Annotated in this window: 16 protein-coding genes; 12 read left to right on the top strand and 4 right to left on the bottom strand. The window is 59.9% G+C overall.

Going from position 1 to position 18,774, the window contains the following annotated elements; translation table 11 throughout:
- The first annotated feature begins 123 nt into the window (after window positions 1-123).
- From A5678_RS06135 to A5678_RS06160, 6 genes are all read left to right on the top strand, one after another.
- A complete protein-coding gene (locus A5678_RS06135) occupies window positions 124-1,071 on the top strand; it encodes a daunorubicin/doxorubicin resistance ABC transporter ATP-binding protein DrrA (RefSeq protein WP_068039927.1) in 948 nt (315 codons plus the stop codon).
- The gene (locus A5678_RS06140; protein WP_068039929.1) at window positions 1,068-1,808 is read left to right on the top strand and encodes an ABC transporter permease; all 741 of its coding nucleotides are present in this window, start codon (window positions 1,068-1,070) and stop codon (window positions 1,806-1,808) included. The genes A5678_RS06135 and A5678_RS06140 overlap by 4 nt, the downstream gene beginning before the upstream one ends.
- Window positions 1,809-1,811: 3 nt before the next feature.
- The gene (locus tag A5678_RS06145; protein WP_082945415.1) at window positions 1,812-2,600 is read left to right on the top strand and encodes an ABC transporter permease; all 789 of its coding nucleotides are present in this window, start codon (window positions 1,812-1,814) and stop codon (window positions 2,598-2,600) included.
- A 215-nt stretch (window positions 2,601-2,815) separates the two neighbouring features.
- A complete protein-coding gene (locus A5678_RS06150) occupies window positions 2,816-4,018 on the top strand; it encodes a class I SAM-dependent methyltransferase (RefSeq protein WP_197502048.1) in 1,203 nt (400 codons plus the stop codon).
- Window positions 4,019-4,034: 16 nt separating this feature from the next.
- Window positions 4,035-5,114, top strand: a complete 1,080-nt coding sequence (locus A5678_RS06155) for an NAD-dependent epimerase/dehydratase family protein (protein WP_068039936.1) — start codon at window positions 4,035-4,037, stop codon at window positions 5,112-5,114.
- A 47-nt stretch (window positions 5,115-5,161) separates the two neighbouring features.
- Window positions 5,162-5,974, top strand: coding sequence for a Gfo/Idh/MocA family protein (locus A5678_RS06160; protein ID WP_068039937.1), 813 nt, complete (start codon window positions 5,162-5,164; stop codon window positions 5,972-5,974).
- Window positions 5,975-6,218: 244 nt separating this feature from the next.
- On the opposite strand, the gene A5678_RS26350 is transcribed toward A5678_RS06160, so the two are convergent.
- Window positions 6,219-6,908 (bottom strand): methyltransferase domain-containing protein, encoded by a 690-nt coding sequence (locus tag A5678_RS26350; RefSeq protein ID WP_197502049.1) that lies wholly within the window; start codon window positions 6,906-6,908, stop codon window positions 6,219-6,221.
- A gap of 255 nt (window positions 6,909-7,163) precedes the next feature.
- On the opposite strand from A5678_RS26350, the gene A5678_RS06165 reads away from it, so the two are divergent.
- Together A5678_RS06165 and A5678_RS06170 are read left to right on the top strand one after the other, a co-directional pair.
- Complete coding sequence (locus A5678_RS06165) at window positions 7,164-8,708, top strand: UDP-glucose/GDP-mannose dehydrogenase family protein (RefSeq protein ID WP_231983584.1); 1,545 nt, start codon at window positions 7,164-7,166, stop codon at window positions 8,706-8,708.
- 75 nt (window positions 8,709-8,783) lie between these two features.
- Entirely contained in the window at window positions 8,784-9,734 is a 951-nt protein-coding gene (locus A5678_RS06170; protein ID WP_197502050.1) for a methyltransferase type 11, read from the top strand.
- Window positions 9,735-9,819: 85 nt separating this feature from the next.
- Here the strand turns inward: A5678_RS06170 and A5678_RS06175 are convergent, their stop codons facing one another.
- On the bottom strand, window positions 9,820-10,500 hold the full coding sequence (locus A5678_RS06175) for a bifunctional 2-polyprenyl-6-hydroxyphenol methylase/3-demethylubiquinol 3-O-methyltransferase UbiG (RefSeq protein WP_231983585.1): 681 nt from the start codon (window positions 10,498-10,500) through the stop codon (window positions 9,820-9,822).
- Between the two features lie 444 nt (window positions 10,501-10,944).
- Between A5678_RS06175 and A5678_RS06180 the strand changes: the two genes are divergently transcribed.
- Both A5678_RS06180 and A5678_RS06185 read left to right on the top strand, forming a co-directional pair.
- Window positions 10,945-11,721, top strand: a complete 777-nt coding sequence (locus A5678_RS06180) for a hypothetical protein (RefSeq protein ID WP_068039940.1) — start codon at window positions 10,945-10,947, stop codon at window positions 11,719-11,721.
- A 521-nt stretch (window positions 11,722-12,242) separates the two neighbouring features.
- Complete coding sequence (locus A5678_RS06185) at window positions 12,243-13,274, top strand: sulfotransferase family protein (protein WP_231983586.1); 1,032 nt, start codon at window positions 12,243-12,245, stop codon at window positions 13,272-13,274.
- A gap of 169 nt (window positions 13,275-13,443) precedes the next feature.
- Here the strand turns inward: A5678_RS06185 and A5678_RS06190 are convergent, their stop codons facing one another.
- Window positions 13,444-14,727: a glycosyltransferase gene (locus tag A5678_RS06190; protein WP_068039943.1), complete on the bottom strand. Its 1,284-nt coding sequence runs from the start codon at window positions 14,725-14,727 to the stop codon at window positions 13,444-13,446.
- A gap of 381 nt (window positions 14,728-15,108) precedes the next feature.
- Here A5678_RS06190 and A5678_RS06195 point away from each other — a divergent pair, with 381 nt between their 5' ends.
- Window positions 15,109-15,816, top strand: a complete 708-nt coding sequence (locus A5678_RS06195) for a class I SAM-dependent methyltransferase (protein WP_068039945.1) — start codon at window positions 15,109-15,111, stop codon at window positions 15,814-15,816.
- A 68-nt stretch (window positions 15,817-15,884) separates the two neighbouring features.
- Window positions 15,885-16,886, top strand: coding sequence for a Gfo/Idh/MocA family protein (locus A5678_RS06200; protein ID WP_068039947.1), 1,002 nt, complete (start codon window positions 15,885-15,887; stop codon window positions 16,884-16,886).
- 38 nt (window positions 16,887-16,924) lie between these two features.
- On the opposite strand, the gene A5678_RS06205 is transcribed toward A5678_RS06200, so the two are convergent.
- Window positions 16,925-18,565, bottom strand: a complete 1,641-nt coding sequence (locus tag A5678_RS06205) for a GMC oxidoreductase (RefSeq protein ID WP_068039949.1) — start codon at window positions 18,563-18,565, stop codon at window positions 16,925-16,927.
- Window positions 18,566-18,774: the final 209 nt, after the last annotated feature.

The following is an 18,774-nucleotide window of genomic DNA, read 5'->3' on the forward strand; positions in this document are numbered from 1 at the left end:
GAAGCGCACCTTTGGGCGCTCAGCTCCGAGGTTGACGACACACACGAAGGCGTCCCCGTCCGCGACAGGTCGTCAACTGGCCATACGTCAACATCCGGACAGACGCCATGAAATACTCAGCTGGTGAGCTCACTGGCGATCGAGGTTGTCGGCCTCACGAAGACATTTGGGGGAAACACACCTGCGCTCAACGGCGTGAGCTTTTCAGTTCCCGCCGGGACGGTGTGTGGGCTGCTCGGCCACAACGGCGCAGGGAAGACGACTACTATCAATATCCTGTCCACGTTGATCCGCCCGACCTCGGGCCGTGCGCTGGTCAGCGGATATGACGTCGTTCGCCAGTCCGACCGAGTGCGTGCCAGCATCGGGATTGCTGGGCAGTTCACGGGGATGGACCCATTGCTCACCGGGCGGGAGAACCTGGTGTTGTTCGGCCGGCTGCGCGGCCTGCGACGGCAGCAGGCGAAAGCTCGCGCAGAGGAGCTACTTGAACAGTTCAGCCTCGTCGAGGCGGCCAATCGGCGGGTGTCCACCTACTCCGGCGGCATGCGGCGGCGCGTTGACCTGGCCAGCGCCTTGGTGGTGCTGCCCAAAGTGCTTTTCCTCGACGAGCCGACCACCGGGCTGGACCCACGTAGCCGCCGTGCCATGTGGTCGTTGGTGAGCTCATTGGCCCTACAGGGTGTCACCGTGTTGCTGACCACGCAGTACCTAGAGGAGGCCGATGTGCTGAGCGACTCGATTGTGGTCATCGACCACGGGCGGGTGATTGCCAGCGGAACGGCCGAATCCCTTAAGCGCCGAGTGGGCGCCAGCTACTGCCAGGTGACCCCGGCCAATCCCGCCGACCTGCCTAAGGTCGCGGCGGCGCTGGCCGGGCTCGAAGGGATCGACATCGACGCCGACATGAACTTTGTGTCGGTGCCCGCCCCAGACGGGGTGGCCTCCCTGGGTGAGGTGTTTCGGCGGGTCGATGCGCTCGGCATCGAACTCGTCGACATCTCACTCCGCAAACCGTCGCTCGATGAGGCATTTCTGCACCTCACCGAGCAGCCTGTTGCGCAACCATGACCGCCCTAGCTGCCCTCACCGAACGTTCCCTGCTCGCCGCTGCGCGAGACGGCGGGCTGATGTTCGAAATCTTCTCACCCGTCGGATACCTCGTCGGGTTTTCCCTGGCGCTGCACGGCCTGGTCGACACCGGACATATCAGCTATCCGCAGTACCTGGTCCCCGCGGTCGCCATTCAGGCAGTGGTCCTGGTGGCGATGCTCACCGCGGATCGCGCGGCACGCGACCACTTGCATGGGATGGGGGAGCGGTTGCGGACGCTACCGATCGCCGCGGCAGTGCCGGTGACCGCCCGAATAGTGGCGACCCTGCTCCGTGCCGCGCTCGCCCTGGCGGTGGCGATCGCCGCCGGTTACGCCTTCGGATTCCGGATCACCGGCGGACTGGTGTACGCGCTGGGCTTTGTCGCCATCGCGTTGCTGTTGGGCCTAGCCGTCGCGCTGGCCGCCGACGCACTCGGCTCCAGCACCAGCAGCCCCCAGGGCACCAGCCACGTGCTGTTTGTCCCCCAGCTGCTGCTGTTCATGCTGTCCACGGGGATCGCACCCGAGAGCACCTTCCCCGCGTGGTTGCGCCCGTACGTACGCAACCAGCCGCTGTCTGTGGTCGCTGAAACACTGCGGGGCTTGGGCTCCGGCCATGTGGCGCTCGGTGATCTGGCGGCCACCCTGGCCTGGTGTGTCGGGATGGTGCTGGTCTTCGGTGCGATCACGCTGCGGCTGCAGAGGCGGACCTAATAGATGCCGCGGCACCGAATACAGGGCTCGCTGATCGTCGAAAGCTGGGTCCAAGCCGGTCGACTCCTCACCGAGTGGCGGCGTGAGCGGGCCGTGCTGGTGGGATCTTTGATCATCCCTGTCAGCCTTCTACTCGTGTACGTCGTGGTGCTGGATGAGCGGGTGCACAAGATCACCGGCGTCCAGAGCGTTTACAGCCTCGTTCCAGTGTGTGCGGTGCTTGCGGGCTTGTTTGGGGCCCTCAGCACTTCGCTTGGCATCGCGATGGACCGCGATTCGGGGCTGCTGAGCCGGATGTGGGTACTGCCAGTGCACCGGGCGAGCGCGCTCACCGGACGGTTGACCGCCGAGGCGGTGCGAGCTCTCATCGGAACGATCCTAATCACCGGCATCGGGGTCGCGATGGGACTGCGATTCAGTCACGGCTGGGCCACCGTACTGGTGTATGTCTTGATCCCGCCGATCGTGGTGGTCGGGTTCGCAGCGCTGATCATGGCATTTGCCATCCGCACCAATGGTGTCGCCCTCATGACCTGGTTGGCGGCCGGGACCGTTGCGCTGGCGTTCCTCAATCCCGGTACCACGCCGATCATGCTCTACCCTGACTGGCTCCGGCCGTTCGTTCGCATCCAACCGATGTCGCCACCCATCGAGGCGATGTTGGGACTTGCCCACGGCGGTCCGCTATTGTGGCCCCTCGCGCTAACTTTTGCCTGGGCGCTCGTGCTGTTCGCGATTTTCATCCCGGTCGCGGTCCGCGGCTACCGGAGCGCCGCCGAGTCCAGTGCTTAGGGCGCCATTCATCGACGATGTCGGCCGCCTCGGCTGGCAGGTTGGGTCGGGCCGAATCGCCGTGAAATTTTCGGCATGCGATCCCGAAAGTGACTGCGAAGCCTGCAAGTAACGTACTATCGCCCTACTACTCGTCGTGGAGATGATCGTGATTCCATGGACGAACACCACGTAATCGGTAGTGATCTGCACACGAGGCAAAGGGGAGCCTGTTTATGCCTGCACCGCCAGCTGCGACGATGGAATGTCGATTGTGCGGCGAACCCGCCGCGACCGAATTCCTCAATCTGGGTCAGCAACCGCTCGCGAACAAATACCCTACCGAGGCTGAATTTGCCGCAGAAGACTTTTTTCCTTTGCAGGTCTTCTTCTGTCCCGCGTGCAAGAATGTGCAGCTCGGTACTATCGTATCGCGGGAGAGGATGTTCGAAGATTACTACTATCTGTCTTCCGTAAATCGTGGCCTAGTGGAGCATTTCGAGGATCTTGCCCGGCAGCTGGCGTCGGCACATTTTGTCGTCGATGTTGGATCCAACGACGGGATTCTCCTCAGGCCGCTCCAGAAGCTGGGTGTGAAAGCGCTCGGTGTCGAGCCATCAATCAACGTATCAAAGATCGCCAACGATCAAGGCTTCGAAACGCTGACAACTTTTTTCGACCTTCCAGCCGCCGAAAGGATCGAGGAGTCCTACGGAAGAGCGGATGCGATCGTTGCCAGCAGTGTCTTCACCCATCTCGAGAACCCGAGCGGTTTCATCGAGGCCGTGAAACGGCTGCTGACGGACGACGGCACATTCATCGTAGAGGTCGAATATATTGGAGCCATACTTGAGACGACGCAATTCGAGCGTTTCTATTTAGACCGTATCTTCTATTATTCGCTGACATCGCTCGCAAGACTATTTGCCGCGCACGGCATGTCCATCGCTGACGTGCGAGAGATTACACCGCATGGCGGCTCCTTGCAGGTATTCGTGCAACGAGCGGGGCAGCACCCTGCCTCGGACGCGACGCGCCAGCTCCTCGCGCGCGAAGAAAAGAGTTTGACCGAGGAAACCTTGCACGAGTTTCGGCGCAACGTCGATCTTCAAGTGTCCGCCTTTAGAGATCAGCTGGCTGAGTACCAGCAAGCCGGATTGCGGGTTGCTGGATACGGTTCGCCCGCGCGTGTGGCAACGATATGTAATTATGGTGGAATCGGACCCAGCGAAATTTCGTTCACCGTCGATGACAGCCCCTTGAAGCAGAACAAATTCACCCCCGGCACACACATCCCGATAGTGCCCAAAAGCTACTTGGACGAAAACAAGTCTGACGTGCTGGTCGTCTTTGCGTACGAGTATTTCGACGATATCAAGAAGAAGACCGACGGAGCGTACCGCTATCTGAAGCCCATTCCACCCACCGAGTTGACGTAACAGAAGGATATTCCACATGGCTGAACACTTCATTCTTCGCCGCGATACCGAGGCAATCGTCCAGGGGCTCGGGGAAGATGCGGACTTGCTTTCAGGAAAAACCGTACTGTTGAGTGGAGGCGCGGGTTTCCTCGGCAAGCACTTTCTTCGAGTATTCAAACGGCTCAACGATACGATCCTCGAGCGCCCTGTTCGCGTCCTCTCGGTCGATAACTTTATTACCGGCGATCCAAGCACCGCCGAGCGTGACGAGAATATTGCCGAAGTGTGGGCCGACGTCACCTATCCGCTGCCCGTGCGCGAAGACATTCACTACATCATGCATGCGGCCGGCTTGGCTTCGCCGGTCTACTATATGAAGTATCCGCTCGAAACCATCGAAAGCGCGGTATCGGGCATCAAGAATCTGCTGGAGTTGGGGCGCCAGAACCCGTCGCTGGAAGGTTTTTTGTTCTTCAGTTCGAGCGAAATCTACGGTGACCCCGATCCGCGCTTTGTACCCACTCCCGAGACCTACCATGGTCACGTCTCCAGCGTCGGCCCTCGGGCTTGCTATGACGAATCGAAGCGGCTGGCGGAAACGATCGCGACGGTCTATCACCAGAAGTACGGCTTGCCGGTCACGATCGTGAGGCCCTTCAATGTGTTCGGGCCTGGAATGAAGCACAATGATCGGCGCGTCATTCCGATGTTCACCTATCAAGCGCTGACCGGCGAGCCGATTCCGGTACATGGAGACGGATTGCAAACCCGAACGTTCTGTTACACGACGGACGCAATCACCGGATTTTTGAAGGTGCTTCTCAGGGGACGTCCCGGCGAGCCCTACAATATCGGCAATTCCGCCAACGAAATCTCGATGATCGATCTTGCCGAGTTGTACGCAAAGCTAGTTCCGGGCACGACATTTCAGCAAATCGATTATCCGGACACCTACCCGGCGGGGGAGCCCCAGCGACGCTGTCCGGATCTATCCAAAGCCAGTGAAGAGCTTAACTATCAACCACGGGTCGATGTCCGAGACGGACTCGGACGATTCATTGACTGGGCCAAAGACCAGGATTCTTACCGGAAGGGTGTATGCGACTCGCTGTAATCGGCCGGGGAAAGTGGGGTGCGAACATCGTCCGCACGCTGGCGGCGATGCATGATGTAGAGCTGATTGGCGAGTCGAAGAAATTCGCTGTCATTGCTCGCCAACGACCCGACGGTGTTCTGATCGCGACGCCCTCCGCGACGCATGCCGAAGTCGCCATCCCGTTTATCGATGCAGCCATTCCCACTTTTATTGAAAAACCAATGGCTACAAAGGTGGACGATGCGGTCCGCATTCGCGAGGCGGCGCTAAGTTCTGGCGCACCCGTTGTCGTCGGCCACGTACATTTACACAACCCGGCGTTCCAGGCTGCAAAAAACCTTTTATCTCAAGTTGAACCCGTACAGGCGGTGTTCTGGGAGGGAATGAATCAGTATCCACGAAAGGACTCGTCGGTGTCATGGGACTGGCTTCCGCACGGTCTCTCCATGGCGCAGGCTCTCCTCGACGCTAACCCGTGCTCCGTCCAGGCCCGCGGCGTCGGCGAAATATCAGGGTTCCAGGCGGCAATCGCGAGATTCGTGATCGCTGGCGTTCCGTTGATTGCTAGCGTCAGCTGGATGTCGCCGCTGAAGCGTCATCGCATGACAATTCTGGGAGAAGAGAATTCGCTCACCTTCGACGACACCGCACAGAGGAAGCTTTCGCTGAGCATCTCCGGGTATACATCGTTCCCCACATATGGCGGAGAACCTCCGCTGACGCGCGAACTTCGGTCGTTCATCGACGTTCTGCGGGCTGGGAAACCGGATACGACCCGGCTAAAGGACGAAGTTGCAATCGTGCGAGCGATCGCCGCCACTGAAGAATCCGCTCGGAATGCTGGTCAGTTGGTGGTAATCGACAGCTGTCGACCGTGACTGCTGATGAGATGCGTTCGTGGATGGTGTGCGGTGGGCTCGGACCCTCGATGGTGTATGAGCTTGCATCCTCACACACCGAGGCCCCACCCTCATCGAAACGACACCAACCCGCTTCCCGCGATATCGCCGGTCTCAGGTGCACTCTCGATTACACAGAGCCACTAACCTGACCTAAGTCGACGAAGAAAAGCTTTTAACATGGAGCATGAAACGGCTACATTACGGAAGAACGAAGCACGTTTTAAGGACGGCCCTCCGCCTCTGAAGGAAGGGCCGCTAAACTCTGCTTTGTTCCAGCAGCATAGATACTTTCCCAATCATGCATTTCTAAATCTAGATCAGGATCGAATTCTCTTTGCGTGACATTTTGGAATCCAGCCTTTGAAAGTATATTCAATAAGCCTTCTACATCAAACATATGCTTGTGATCCCCATTCATATAAGCGGTATAGTTCAGAATATCCATTCGGCTGTTATTATGTAGTGCGGGCTGGTAAAAGTCAGCAGAGGGCCTGTCGGGGTATTTGCCGTTCAAATAGGCGTCCACCCAAAATGCACCATTCGGGACACATATAGAGAAAGTTCCACCGTCTTTCAAGACGCGGTGGCATTCCTTCAAAATAGAGAGCATTGGTTCAGGATACGAAAAATGTTCAAACACATGTGACGCATAGAAGCAGTCTACAGAATTGTCAGGAAAGGGAAGGGGGTGCCTAGTTACATCGAGATTAATGTCACCGCCCCACGCGTCGATTCCTATCCAACCGGGCCGATTATTCCCGGCAGTACCTAATTCAACGCAGATTTTATCACTGGCTAGCAACTTCTTCAAAACGATCTTGTTTCTGAATCGGTTAATCAAAGAAAGGATCAAGAGAATTGGAGGAACGGTGAAGCGCGGCAAAGCTATTTGTCTTTCACGGAACTGCATAACCATTATTATTTTCCTTCGGCGGGAGCACCAAGGCGTAGGGGCACTGACGCATCGTAGCCCTTTCGGGTCGGCCATACAAGATTGACTTGCTGGCTTTGCGCGGCAACAATGACACCAGCGCGATCCCGCAACTTGAGGTCGGCGTGTTTGGACCAAGTCGCGACAATGGGTATAAGATGTAGCGCTCCGGCGATCGCAAACGACAACACCAACAAAGCACCAACAGTTATCAATTTGATCACATTCCAACCGGTGGGCGCTTTGCTCGTTAATTACCAAAGCGGTCGGGCTGACGTCAAGTACTATGCGGACGCCTTGGCGCCGCGATGTAGACGCCGGGATGCGGGCGAATTAGAACAGACGCAGAGAAAACCACTTGGGATTGTTTACGAGGCTCGAGCGAATCGCACGTGGACCGCGGGCGCTTACGGCAATATGGGGGTGACCGTTCAGCACCTGAAGGAGGCGATCGTGAAGATCTCGGTAATCGGGTCGGGCTACGTCGGCCTCGTCACGGGCGCCTGCCTCGCCGACAGTGGCAACGACGTCCTCTGCGTCGATATCGACAAGGCCAAGATTGACCTCCTTCTCGCAGGAGGAGTCCCGATCTTCGAGCCTGGCTTAGAGGAGCTCATCGCCAGGAACCGGGAGAATGGCCTCATCGACTTCACCACAGACAAGCGACGCGGAATCGAGCACGGAGACGTCATCTTCATCGCCGTCCCCACTCCAATGTCCGAAAGCGGGGCGGCCGACCTCACGCATGTCTACTCCGCGGCCGAAGACATCGGGTCGCACATGGATCGCTACAAGGTCGTCGTCGACAAGTCGACGGTCCCCGTCGGCACCGCCGACGAGGTTCGGGCGATCATCAGTAAGAAGACCAAGCACGATTTCGACGTCGTCTCCAACCCGGAATTCTTGAAGCAGGGCAAGGCGATTGCCGACTTCACGTACCCCGACCGCATCGTGGTAGGGAGCGACTCGCAGCGCGCGCTCAACCTCATGCGCGAGCTCTATGAGCCGTTCCTGCGCACCTTCCATCCGCTGATCGCCATCGACATCAGAAGCGCCGAGCTGGCGAAATACGCGGCGAACTGCTTCCTCGCCACCAAAATCTCTTTCATCAATGAGATCTCGAACCTGTGTGAGAAGGCAGGCGCGGATATCTCGGCGGTGCGGGAGGCCATCGGGGCGGACAACCGTATCGGCTATGAATTCTTGTTCCCCGGGATAGGTTACGGTGGCTCCTGCTTGCCGAAAGATGTTCAGGCCCTGCTACATACCGCCGACCGCCTGGGCTCGGACATGCACCTCTTGAACGCCGTCGAGCACGTCAACAGCGAACAGAAGTCTGTCCTCGTATCCAAAATCGTCACCCGTTTCGCGGCCGAGTCGCCTACGAGAGATCTGAATGGCCTGCGAATCGGGCTGTGGGGGCTCAGCTTCAAACCACAGACGGACGATGTGCGTGCCGCGCCCTCCCTCGTTGTCGCGCAAAGGCTTGTCGAATTGGGGGCGACCGTGCGGGCTTTCGATCCGGAGGCAACCAAGCAGGCGAAAATGGTGCTCGGAACTTCGATCGAGTACGCCGGCAACATGTACGACGCCATCGAGGACGCCGATGCGCTGGTACTCCTCACGGAGTGGAAACAATTTCAACGGCCATCATGGAAGCGCGCCAAGTCGGCCATGCGACAGCACGTCGTGTTCGATGGCCGAAACATCTACGATCCCGAGCGGCTGCGCGCCGAGGGCTTCGAGTACTACGGCATGGGTAGGAACTATCGAGAATGAATACAAAGGAGACGAATAAGTGAGAGCCAACCGCATTCCGCTGACTCTTCTTAGCGCGCTCGCAAGGACGGGACGTTGACTTCGACGCCCCCGATTATCTTCGTCATCTTCAACCGGCCGGACTGTACCAGGCAGGTCTTCGAGACGATCAGGGCCGCTAGACCGAGCAAGCTCCTGGTAGTCGCGGACGGTCCCCGCGCCAATAGGCCGGAAGAGCCCGAGAAGTGCGCAGCGGCGCGCGCGATCATCGAGGAGGTTGACTGGGAATGTGAAGTCCAGAGGAATTACTCCCAGACTAATCTGGGCTGTCGGCTCCGAGTCTCCTCGGGTCTAACCTGGGCCTTCGGTCTCGTCGAGAAGGCCATAATCATCGAGGACGACTGCATACCCTCCGCCTCGTTCTTCCCCTACTGCACCGAGCTCCTCGATCGATATGAAAGCGACGAGCGCATCATGATGATTACCGGAGATAATCATCTCTTCGGGCGTGCCGAGACGGTGGATAGTTACTACTTCTCGAGATATCCGCACCTGTGGGGTTGGGCGACTTGGCGACGAGCATGGGCGAAATACGACATCAACATGACGCACTGGCCGGAGATCAAGGAGAGGAAACTTTTCGATCAGTACTCGCGGAAAAGGAGCGAGCGCTTCTTCTGGGAATCGGTCATCCAATGCGCGTATGACGGCAACGTCGATACGTGGGACTTCCAATGGGTCTATAGCATATGGGCGAATTCGGGCCTTTGCATCACTCCCGCTCGAAACTTGGTCCGCAACATCGGATATCACTCGGAGGCGACGCACACAGTGAAAGACGCTGTCTACTCTTCGCTACGTGCGGAAGAGATCGACCTGCCCTTAACACACCCGGCGACGGTCCTGGCGAGTTCGGACAAAGATGAGCTCGAGGCGAGGCTCCGATTTGCGCATGACCAGGTCTTACCTTACCCCTTGAATCGGTACGCGGCCTCCGCCTTCGGCAGGCTCGCGCGACTGCAGAAAGCTTTGGTCGCGCGGGACTAGTGCTCGATTTAAGCCGCGCTCGCCCAAGCTTCGCTGCCGGATACCGCTTGTTCTGAGGCCTAATGCCGTAATTTCAAAGTGGACGTTACGCTGACGGCGACGCCACGCACGCGTACTGCAGGTACAGGCCATCGCTGAAATACCCGAGGCTTATGAGAGTCAGCAAGAGGCCGAGGGGCCCATAGTAAGCGTTGATACCCTTCATGCGACGCATGGTGAAGCCCGCCGTTTCGAACATTCGCACCATGCTTTTGCGTGTGAAGAAGCGCAGGTGCGTGCGATCGAAAATGCCTTGGTCGTCTTGGGGGAAGTCCTTCCGGAAAACGATCTTGCTCAGGGCGGGTGCATAGCGGATGTTAGGGATCGAGGCAACGACCGCACCACCGGACCTAAGTTTTGTTCGAAGCTGTGTAAGGGTCGCAAGTGGATCGACGAGATGCTCAAGGACGTCGTTGCAGATGACCGCATCGAAGTAGTTATCGGGCAGCTCGGCAATCTGCGCATCGGCATCTCCAACGAGGACGCGGTCGATGCGTTCCCTCGCGCGTTCGGCTACCTGAGCGCTGAACTCGATGCCCCATACTTCCGCGCCTGTGAGCTCTTTGACCGCAGCTGCGAAAACTCCCTCCGCACATCCGAGTTCTAATACTCGTTGTGCATTGGTCGGCACGAAAGGCAGCATCTCTTGCCGCGTGTAGCGGTAGTACATGCCGGCGCTTGTCGCGTCTGTCGCGTTCTGCATAGGTTTCCCGTCCTGTGTAGCCAACCGCCTTAGGATAGCGCCCGTAGCAACGGGTCTGCGCAGATTACAAGGGAATACGTAACCAACCCGGGAACATCAGCGGGTGCTTCGTTCTGTGCCGACGCCCGAGCAAGAGCACCTGACAAGATGCCCCGCGCCGACTGCACGCGGATAGGGACAACTCGCGGTATGCGGGCTGCCTTCGCCCTGCTCTCAGGTTGCTAGCGCCCTCCAATAGCGTCGACCGCCCGTGCGCAGCCTAACGACGGTGGTAGGTGCGCTCCATCCAGCTGACGACCGCGACCAGCCACTCCGCGGGCCGGATTCGGCACCCATACAGACGTTGTGAAATCGATTCCTTGGATGTGAACACAAGTGCTGACAAGGCTATGCGTAGACGAAGAGAAGAGTTGCCGATGTGCACCGGCGTTGTGCCGCCTCGGACGCGGCTTACGGAAACTATCGTCGGTGTACGGTTGGCTCGTGTCTCTGCTGATTACAGTCCCGGTGTTCGGAGCACATGAGTACACCCATGCGCTCGTAGGGGACTTGGTGCGCGAGGGCGCCGACTATCTCATTGTGGACAATAAGGGCGACTATCCCAAAATCGGAAACGAACGGGTCACGACGCCCGGCGAAAACCTTGGATGGGCTGGCGGCAGCCAGCTTGGATTCGAAATTGCGTTTTCCGAGGGCTACTCCCACGCAATGACGCTCAACAACGACACCCGCATCTCGAAGGGATTCGTGGCCGGCCTTCTCGACCCGCGCTTGCCCCGGGACGCGGGAATCGTTGGGCCGATGGCCGACCTAGGGCTGCCATGGGCACTAGCCGATCAACAGCCAGACGCTGCAGACTATATTCCCCGGCCGCGGTATCGGGTAGTGCCCGCTGTGGAGGGAACAGCGCTCATGCTGTCCCGCGAATGCTGGCAGGCCACGGGCGGAATGAACCTTGAATACTTCAAGCGTTACGGGTGGGGAATCGACCTCGATCTTGCGTTGCGTGCGCGCAAGCGTGGATACGGCGTGTACGTAACCGAGATGGCCTACATCAACCACTTCGGACGCAAGACCGCCAACATGCACTTCGGCCGCTGGCGGTATGACCTGGGCGGACGCCTGGCAATGGTGCAGGGATTGCGGCGAATCCATGGCTGGGGCCCGGCGATGGGAATATTGGGCAGGATGTCGATAATCCTTCACCGGGAGTGGCCCCAGCAATTCCCGCTAGACCCCGCCTAAAGTCCCCCGTTTGCCTGGAAATGTTGTTTCTGAGAACGATGCGCTGAAGACTATTCTGCTTGGCAGCGTCTCGCTCGAAGCGCCAGCGCCGACCGACCGGGGTTGGAACCAGCGTCGTTTTTGCAGTCCGCGGTGTTTGGTGCAAAACTGCCTGTGCTTGCTCCGTAGCGGAACTAGTTGGGGTCCAATTGATCACCCCGAGTTCGAGCGAGGCCGTCGAACGAATCGTCCGCAAGTCCGGTCCAGGGGGCACGGCTGGCCAAACGGCCATATCCATCTCGAGCAACCCTGCGGGGGCGGCGGTTGAACGGGGAGGCACCAGTTGGCGGATTGCCATGTTGATCATGTGGGGCTGCCGGCGGCGCTGCGTGGGCGATTTGGCGGTATGGAGGGGGTCAGTCCAGCGTGGGGTTTGCCAAAGGGCTCATTGTGTAGGAATCCGCGCAAAGCGCGCGAAGTCATGACGATCCTGGGATACCATCGCGGCCTACGCAGAGGAGACTGGAAGGTTTCGATTCGTTATGAGATCCGACGGGCGGGCCAGACCCATCGAAAGCATTGGCGATAGCCACGAAAGCGTCAGCAACGTCGATGTCCCTGGGACTGGGGGCCGCCCGGTGGTTCTGTTTGTGTTGGGCACACAACGGTCGGGAACCTCGGCAATCACGCGCGTCCTCTCGCTGTGCGGTGGCACGCTCCCGGCCGGAATGCTGGGCGCCGACTCCGGCAATCCGCGTGGCAACTGGGAGCCGCGCAAAGTCATCGCCATCAACGAGGCGATCCTGCACCGCTATGGCAGCGCCTGGTTCGACCCGTCACTGCGGTTACTTGAAGACGGCGCCTTGACCCCAAAACAGAAGGCCGCCTGCGTCGCCGAGATTGCGGCTTATCTCAACACGCTGCCGGCAGCGCCGCTCCTGGTTATCAAGGACCCCAGGATTACAACGCTCTCGGACTTGTGGTTTGAGGCCTCGCGTCTGGCGGGCTTTGACACAGCGGCGGTAATTGCCGTGCGCCACCCGGAAGAAGTGATCTCCTCGGTCGCGGCTTCGTGGGGCCTCGCGCCGGAGCTGTCAAGTGCCTTATGGCTGAAATACAACCTGCTGGCCGAGCGGCACACGCGTGGCATCCCACGTGTCTTCGTCGAGTACCCCAACCTCCTCGACGACTGGCGCCGCGAGATTAAGCGGATTTCCATGGCGCTGCCAATCGATCTCGCTACCCAAGATGCCAACGCGATCGAAGAGTTTCTCACACCGGATCTTCGCCGCCAGAAGAATCGCGGGCCGGTGACAAACCGTTTCGGCACAGACTGGATATCTGCGCTTTATGACGCGCAGTGCATGGCCGCGCGAGACGAGCGTCCAGACGAGGACATGCTGGACCGCATTTTCGAGTCCTATCGGTCGAGCGAGCACGACTTTCGCTCTGCCTTCGAGGGTTATCGCAAACTTTCCGGTGGTGTGCGTTCCCGGATCTTCGGGCCGGCCGTCGTGAAACCGATGATCGAGATTGTGGCGATGGCTCACCGGCGAAAAGGCACCTGGGCCTAGCCAATTACTTTGACGTTGCGCTGCAACTTCTTTCGTTCCTGAGCCGACTTCGGTCTCGCGCCGGCGCCACTCCATGTGGACGAAGGGCGGTTCGTATCCCGGCCGTTAATTCCGATGCGCGAACTCGGGCGAGCTCTCGGGTCTTGTTACTTCCGTGACCGTCGCGGCATCAGTCCGCGCGCCTCGAGCGGGCGAGTTTCTCGACCAAATCGGCAGTGATAGAAACGCTTTCGGCGGGTTTGGTCACCCGGGCGGCGAGTTCGCGTGCGCGGACGGCGTAATCGGGCGCGAGAATTTCGCGCAGGTCCTTCACCAGCGTTTCACGGGTGGTGGTCGAAAACCGCCGAGAGGCACCAATTTTCAAGCGTTTGAACTGGGCTCCCCAGATCGGCTGGTCGGGCATCGTCCAGAGAATCAGGGTGGGCACCCCGGCTCGCAGGCTTGCGGCTGTGGTGCCGGCCCCTCCGTGATGAACCACCGCGCGGCAAGCCGGAAAGGTCGCCGCATAGTTAACTGCGCCGACCACCTTGACGTGGTCGAAATGGGGGACATCGCTGAAATCGGTCCAGCCCGAGCAAATCAATGCCCGTTCTCCCAGTTCGGCGCAGGCGCCGCTGATCATCTCGACGGTGGCGGCGGGAGATTCGACTGCGAAACTGCCAAAGCCGAAGCATATCGGCGGCGTTCCCGCGGCGATCCAAGACGCGACCTCATCATCGGCGTCCGTGGTCAGCTCCATCGTCAGCGGGCCGACAAACGGCCGGCGGCCATTCCATTTCGCCCACTCGGCCGCCAGGCCCGGGAAACAGACCTCGTCGTAGGCCTGGATTTCCAGAGAGCCGCGGCTGGCAATCTGTCGCCACGAGGTGCCTCTTGCCTTCGGCAGGGCCAATTCGCGGCGCTGCAGATCGTCGAGCTTCTTCGTCAGGAGGTGCCAAGACAACAAGCCCATCGCCGTCATGCCGAACTTGACCAACGGCGCCGGCAGGGGCCCAATGAGTTGCCCATTCGGCCGAATCGGGAAGAAGTGCAGGGTGGCGAACGGAATGTCGTAATACTCCGCGACGTTGAAGGCGGCCTGCTCGAAATTGAGGCCGGTCAGCAGCAGGTCAGCCCCGTTTGCCAGTGACACCAAAGTCTTGTTCATGTGCGCCCACATGTCGGCGACCGGATCCCAAAGTCCGTGCCAAGCGTCGCGCAGATCGTTGACCTTCCAAAAATTATGGAATAGCAACGTCCAAAATTCGCGGTTGGCGTCGAGCCCCTCTTGGAGCCCGTCCACCGTGTCGATCCCGTACGCGACGGTCGTAAGACCAGTCGATTCTACGAAGTCAACCAGGTTGGCCGGCACGGCAATGCATACATCGTGGCCCCTGCGCAGGAGCTCGCGACCGACAGCGACCGAGGGCTCGATGTCGCCGCGAGTTCCAAAGCTCGCCAAGGCAAACTTCATTCGGTCCCCGCCTTTTCACTTCCGTGTGCTCGAAGTCTGCGCCATCATGACATCCGCAGCCTCTCGGGCGCAGCTTATTGACCGGTGTGGGTAGCTCTTTTGGCGGAGGGTTCTCGGAAGCGGCCGGTCTTGCATCGCGGGTCGCGAGACGGTGTTCAGAACCCTCGAGCCGTTTGGATCTTGTAGCTGTCCTGATTGGGATACGTTACTGATATGAATCCGCCCGATGGGGAGAAGGTTACGCGCCGTGGCACGTCCGGGGTCAAGGTTGGGCCTCAGACGTCGGCACGGGACGCTTTTGACCAGGCGCAGCTGACACGGTGCTTCTACGTTCAGGCGTGTTCTATGTTGGGTGCACGCGTTTAGGGGAGGGGTGTCGTTATGGACCGGATCAAGGCCGTGCAGCGAGCGCTCGATGGGCGGTCGACCCGCGTCTACCTCGAGATCGGTGTCTCACGCGGGACGGCGTTTCGCCGCATCACCGCCCAGGAGAAGATCGCCGTCGACCCCGAGTTCCGACTCTCGCCGCGTACGCGGCGGCGCGCCGACGCGAAGGCGACGGCAACCCACTATTTCGAGACAACCAGCGACGGCTTTTTCGCCAACCAGGCAGCGTTCCTCAAGCAGCGTCGCATCGACGTCGCCCTGATAGACGGCCTACATACCTACGGTCAGGTGGTCCAGGACGTCGAAAATACTCTGCGCTACCTGCGCGACGATGGGGTCATCTTCCTGCACGATTGCAACCCGACGCGGGCGTCGGTCGCCTGCCCTGCGGACTCGTACGCCGATTTCCGGAGGCAGAACCGCTGGTGGGAGATCGACTGGAGTGGCGACGTCTGGAAGGCGATCGTCTACCTGCGAAGCACCCGGCAAGATTTACGCATCGCCGTGCTGGATTGCGACTGGGGGGTGGGGATAGTGCGTAAGGGAGCCCCCGAGTCAAAGTTGTCCTATTCGCCGGAACAGATCGAGGCATTAAATTACGCGGATCTCGCCGCCGACCGTCAGCGGTTGCTGAATCTGAAGCCACCGGCATATCTCGACGAATTTCTTTCTCCGGAGCGCCGGATTTCTTCCAACTCCTGAATAATGGCGTGATCCCTCGACGGGGTTCGTCGCCCCGGGGGGCCTGAGCCAGTGCTAGCATCCGGTCCGTGTCTGAACGTGGGACCGCGGTGCGGATCGGCATCCTGGGAGCAGCCCGTATCGCACCGTTGGCGCTCATCAACCCGGCGCAGGAGAACGCCGAAGTAGAGGTCTCCGCGGTCGCGGCCCGGGACGCGTCGCGCGCCCAGGCGTTTGCGGACAAACATGGCATCGACCGGGTGCACAGCAGCTACGAGGCGCTCACCGACGATCCAGAAGTGGACGCCATCTACAACCCGTTGCCAAACGGGTTGCACGGCAAGTGGACCCGAGCTGCTCTTGCCGCGGGGAAGCACGTAATTTGCGAAAAGCCGTTCACTGCCAATGCCGCCGAGGCCCGCGAGATCGCCGACCTGGCCGCGAAGTCCGATCGGGTTGTAATGGAGGCATTTCATTACCGCTACCACCCGCTGTGTCTGCGCGTCGAGGAGATCATCGCCTCGGGGGAGTTGGGCAAGCTGCAGCACGTGGAAGCGGCCCTGTGCTTTCCCCTCCCGAAGTTCTCCGACATCCGCTACAACTACTCCCTTGCCGGTGGAGCGACCATGGATGCCGGATGCTACGCCGTCGACATGGTTCGAACCTTCGGCGGTTCCACTCCGGAAGTCGTTTCGGCACAAGCCAAACTGCGTGACCCCCAGGTAGACAGGGCCATGGCGGCCGAATTGCGGTTCGGAGGCGGCCATACGGGGCGGGTGCGCTGCTCGATGTGGTCATCCAATCTGCTGCAGTTGAGCGCCAAGGTGATTGGCGATCGCGGAGAGTTGCGGGTGCTCAACCCGGTGATGCCCCATTCTTTCCATCGGCTTTCCGTCCGATCAGCCGAAGGCAAACGGGCCGAGCGCTTTCCGCGCCGCCCGTCGTACGCGTATCAACTCGATGCCTTCGCCGCTGCCGTGCTACGGGGGAAGCCGGTGAAGACGACGCCGGAAGCCGCTGTCGAGAATATGACCGTCATCGACGCGATCTATCGCGCTGCCGGACTTCCGCTGCGGCAACCCACCAAATAATCCGGAGGACTTGAGGCCCCGCGGTGGTTCCGGGGTGATCAGGTGGCGAAGTGCGCCTGGTTGACGTGGGCCGCCACCCGTAAGGCGTTGGCCGCGATCGTCAGACTGGGATTTAGCCCGGCGCTGGAAGGGAAGAACGAGCTGTCCACCACATACAGGTTCTCGACTTCATGCGCCCTGTTGTGCGGGTCCAGCACGCTGGATGCGGGATCGCTACCGAATCGGCATGTGCCGCAGACATGGGCCACGGCCTTATTGTCTTCGGCGCCCCGCAGGGTGATTTTGCGGAACGGCTCCAGAACTTCCTTCATCTGCCTCAAAAAGACTGCACGGCGCTCGATCTCATTTGGGTGGAGGCGATACTGAAGTCGCAAACGCTGGCGACCATCCCCATTCGGCTGATCGGACTGTAAGACGCGGTTGTCTAGATAGGGCAGGTCTTCCATGATCGTCGCAAGCACCAGTCCACCGTTGAAGAACCGCTCATAAACCCGACGCACCGCCGGACTCATCAGACGCAATGCCCTTGCCCGCCACCCGGGAGGGCTGGTCAGGATTTCCATAGGCGCCATCGCGCCGAATGACTGTACGGTGCCGTACTTTTGGCCCTCCCAGAAATAGAAATCGTTCAGTCCGATCTCTTTGTTGGCACCCGTCATCCTGACGCCGGACTTCGGCCAGATTTCGATCATGTCGACAAGATGACGCATCAAGTTGCGGCCCACCAAATCTGATCCGTTGGCCAAGCCGCGCGGCCAATCGGCCGATCGGGAGTTGAGCAGCAGCACCGGCGTCACCAGTGCCCCGGCGGCCAGCACCACCACCTTTGCCTTCAGGCCCAATGTTCCCGAAGGAGTTTCGCAAATCACTTGATTGACCTTGGTGCGGTCCGCTTCTAGACGCACGACCCGACATTCAGGAAGCAAATGGGCGCCATGCTCTGCGATGGCCGGCAGCAGGCAATTGCGGGCCGCGTCGTTTTTACACGACTTATTGCATAGGTAGCTCTGGCACGTAGAGCAACCTTCGGTGTAATCACAGGCCATCGGCAGGTGGTAGGGATGTAGACCGCGACCTGTCAGGTAGTCAACCAACGGCTGGTTTTCTGCCGAAAATTGGGGTGCCGCAGGCAGACTCGCCTCGGTGGCCTCCGGGCGCAGTGGGTCCGCCTGGCCCCGGACTCCTAACAGCTTCTCGGCCGCGGCATACCAAGGCCGCATCTCGTCATAGGTGACCGGCCAGGCCTCAGGCACGGTTGAATCGCCTGGGTTGCGGAAGTGCTGGCGGGGAGTGAAATCCTGGGCGAAGAACCGCTCGCAGACCATGCCGTAGAGGGACGATGACCCGCCCGTTCCACTGCCCAAGAACGGCACGAATCGCCGTGGGGAGCGGCCGCTGATGTCTTCGACCTCGTCGATCGAGCGGCCGGACCGGGATAAGACGTCGTAGTAAGTCTTTACGGAACGGCACGACAGCGGCTCGGCGACTTCGGGCATCGAAGCGCGAATCGTCCCCGGTGCCCCCGGAAGGGTCGAACGTCCCTTCTCGACGAACAACACCCTTCGCCCCGACCGGGCCAGCGAGTAGCCCAAAGTCCCGCCGCCCATACCCGTGCCGACGACGATGACGTCCCAGACGCCGCCTTCCGCGCCGCGCGCGGTCAGCTCCCCGTCAGCCAAATCGAGTTCCTCAGCGGATGATTGCTTGATGTTTGCCCCGTTTGGGCGACAGTATCATGTGCCCGGACGAGCAGGCTGAAGTTTCCCGTCCCGCAGGTTTCGTGACCACCGCGGCAGGGCCGGCGGAGTGTTACCGTGATGGCCGCCACGCCAGTCGCGGATCTTTTGCAAACCTCCATGCGACGCCCGCGAAACTGCGCAACACTGGA

This window comes from Mycobacterium sp. E2733 (genome assembly GCF_001667585.1).
Lineage (GTDB): Bacteria > Actinomycetota > Actinomycetes > Mycobacteriales > Mycobacteriaceae > Mycobacterium.

What these genes read in the sequence shown, in the direction of transcription:
- A5678_RS06140 (WP_068039929.1), top strand. Translation starts at nt 1,068, where the DNA reads ATGACCGCCCTAGCTGCCCTCACCGAACGTTCCCTGCTCGCCGCTGCG.
- A5678_RS06145 (WP_082945415.1), top strand. Translation starts at nt 1,812, where the DNA reads ATGCCGCGGCACCGAATACAGGGCTCGCTGATCGTCGAAAGCTGGGTC.
- A5678_RS06150 (WP_197502048.1), top strand. Translation starts at nt 2,816, where the DNA reads ATGCCTGCACCGCCAGCTGCGACGATGGAATGTCGATTGTGCGGCGAA.
- A5678_RS06155 (WP_068039936.1), top strand. Translation starts at nt 4,035, where the DNA reads ATGGCTGAACACTTCATTCTTCGCCGCGATACCGAGGCAATCGTCCAG.
- A5678_RS06160 (WP_068039937.1), top strand. Translation starts at nt 5,162, where the DNA reads ATGCATGATGTAGAGCTGATTGGCGAGTCGAAGAAATTCGCTGTCATT.
- A5678_RS26350 (WP_197502049.1), bottom strand. Translation starts at nt 6,908, where the DNA reads ATGCAGTTCCGTGAAAGACAAATAGCTTTGCCGCGCTTCACCGTTCCT.
- A5678_RS06185 (WP_231983586.1), top strand. Translation starts at nt 12,243, where the DNA reads ATGAGATCCGACGGGCGGGCCAGACCCATCGAAAGCATTGGCGATAGC.
- A5678_RS06190 (WP_068039943.1), bottom strand. Translation starts at nt 14,727, where the DNA reads ATGAAGTTTGCCTTGGCGAGCTTTGGAACTCGCGGCGACATCGAGCCC.
- A5678_RS06195 (WP_068039945.1), top strand. Translation starts at nt 15,109, where the DNA reads ATGGACCGGATCAAGGCCGTGCAGCGAGCGCTCGATGGGCGGTCGACC.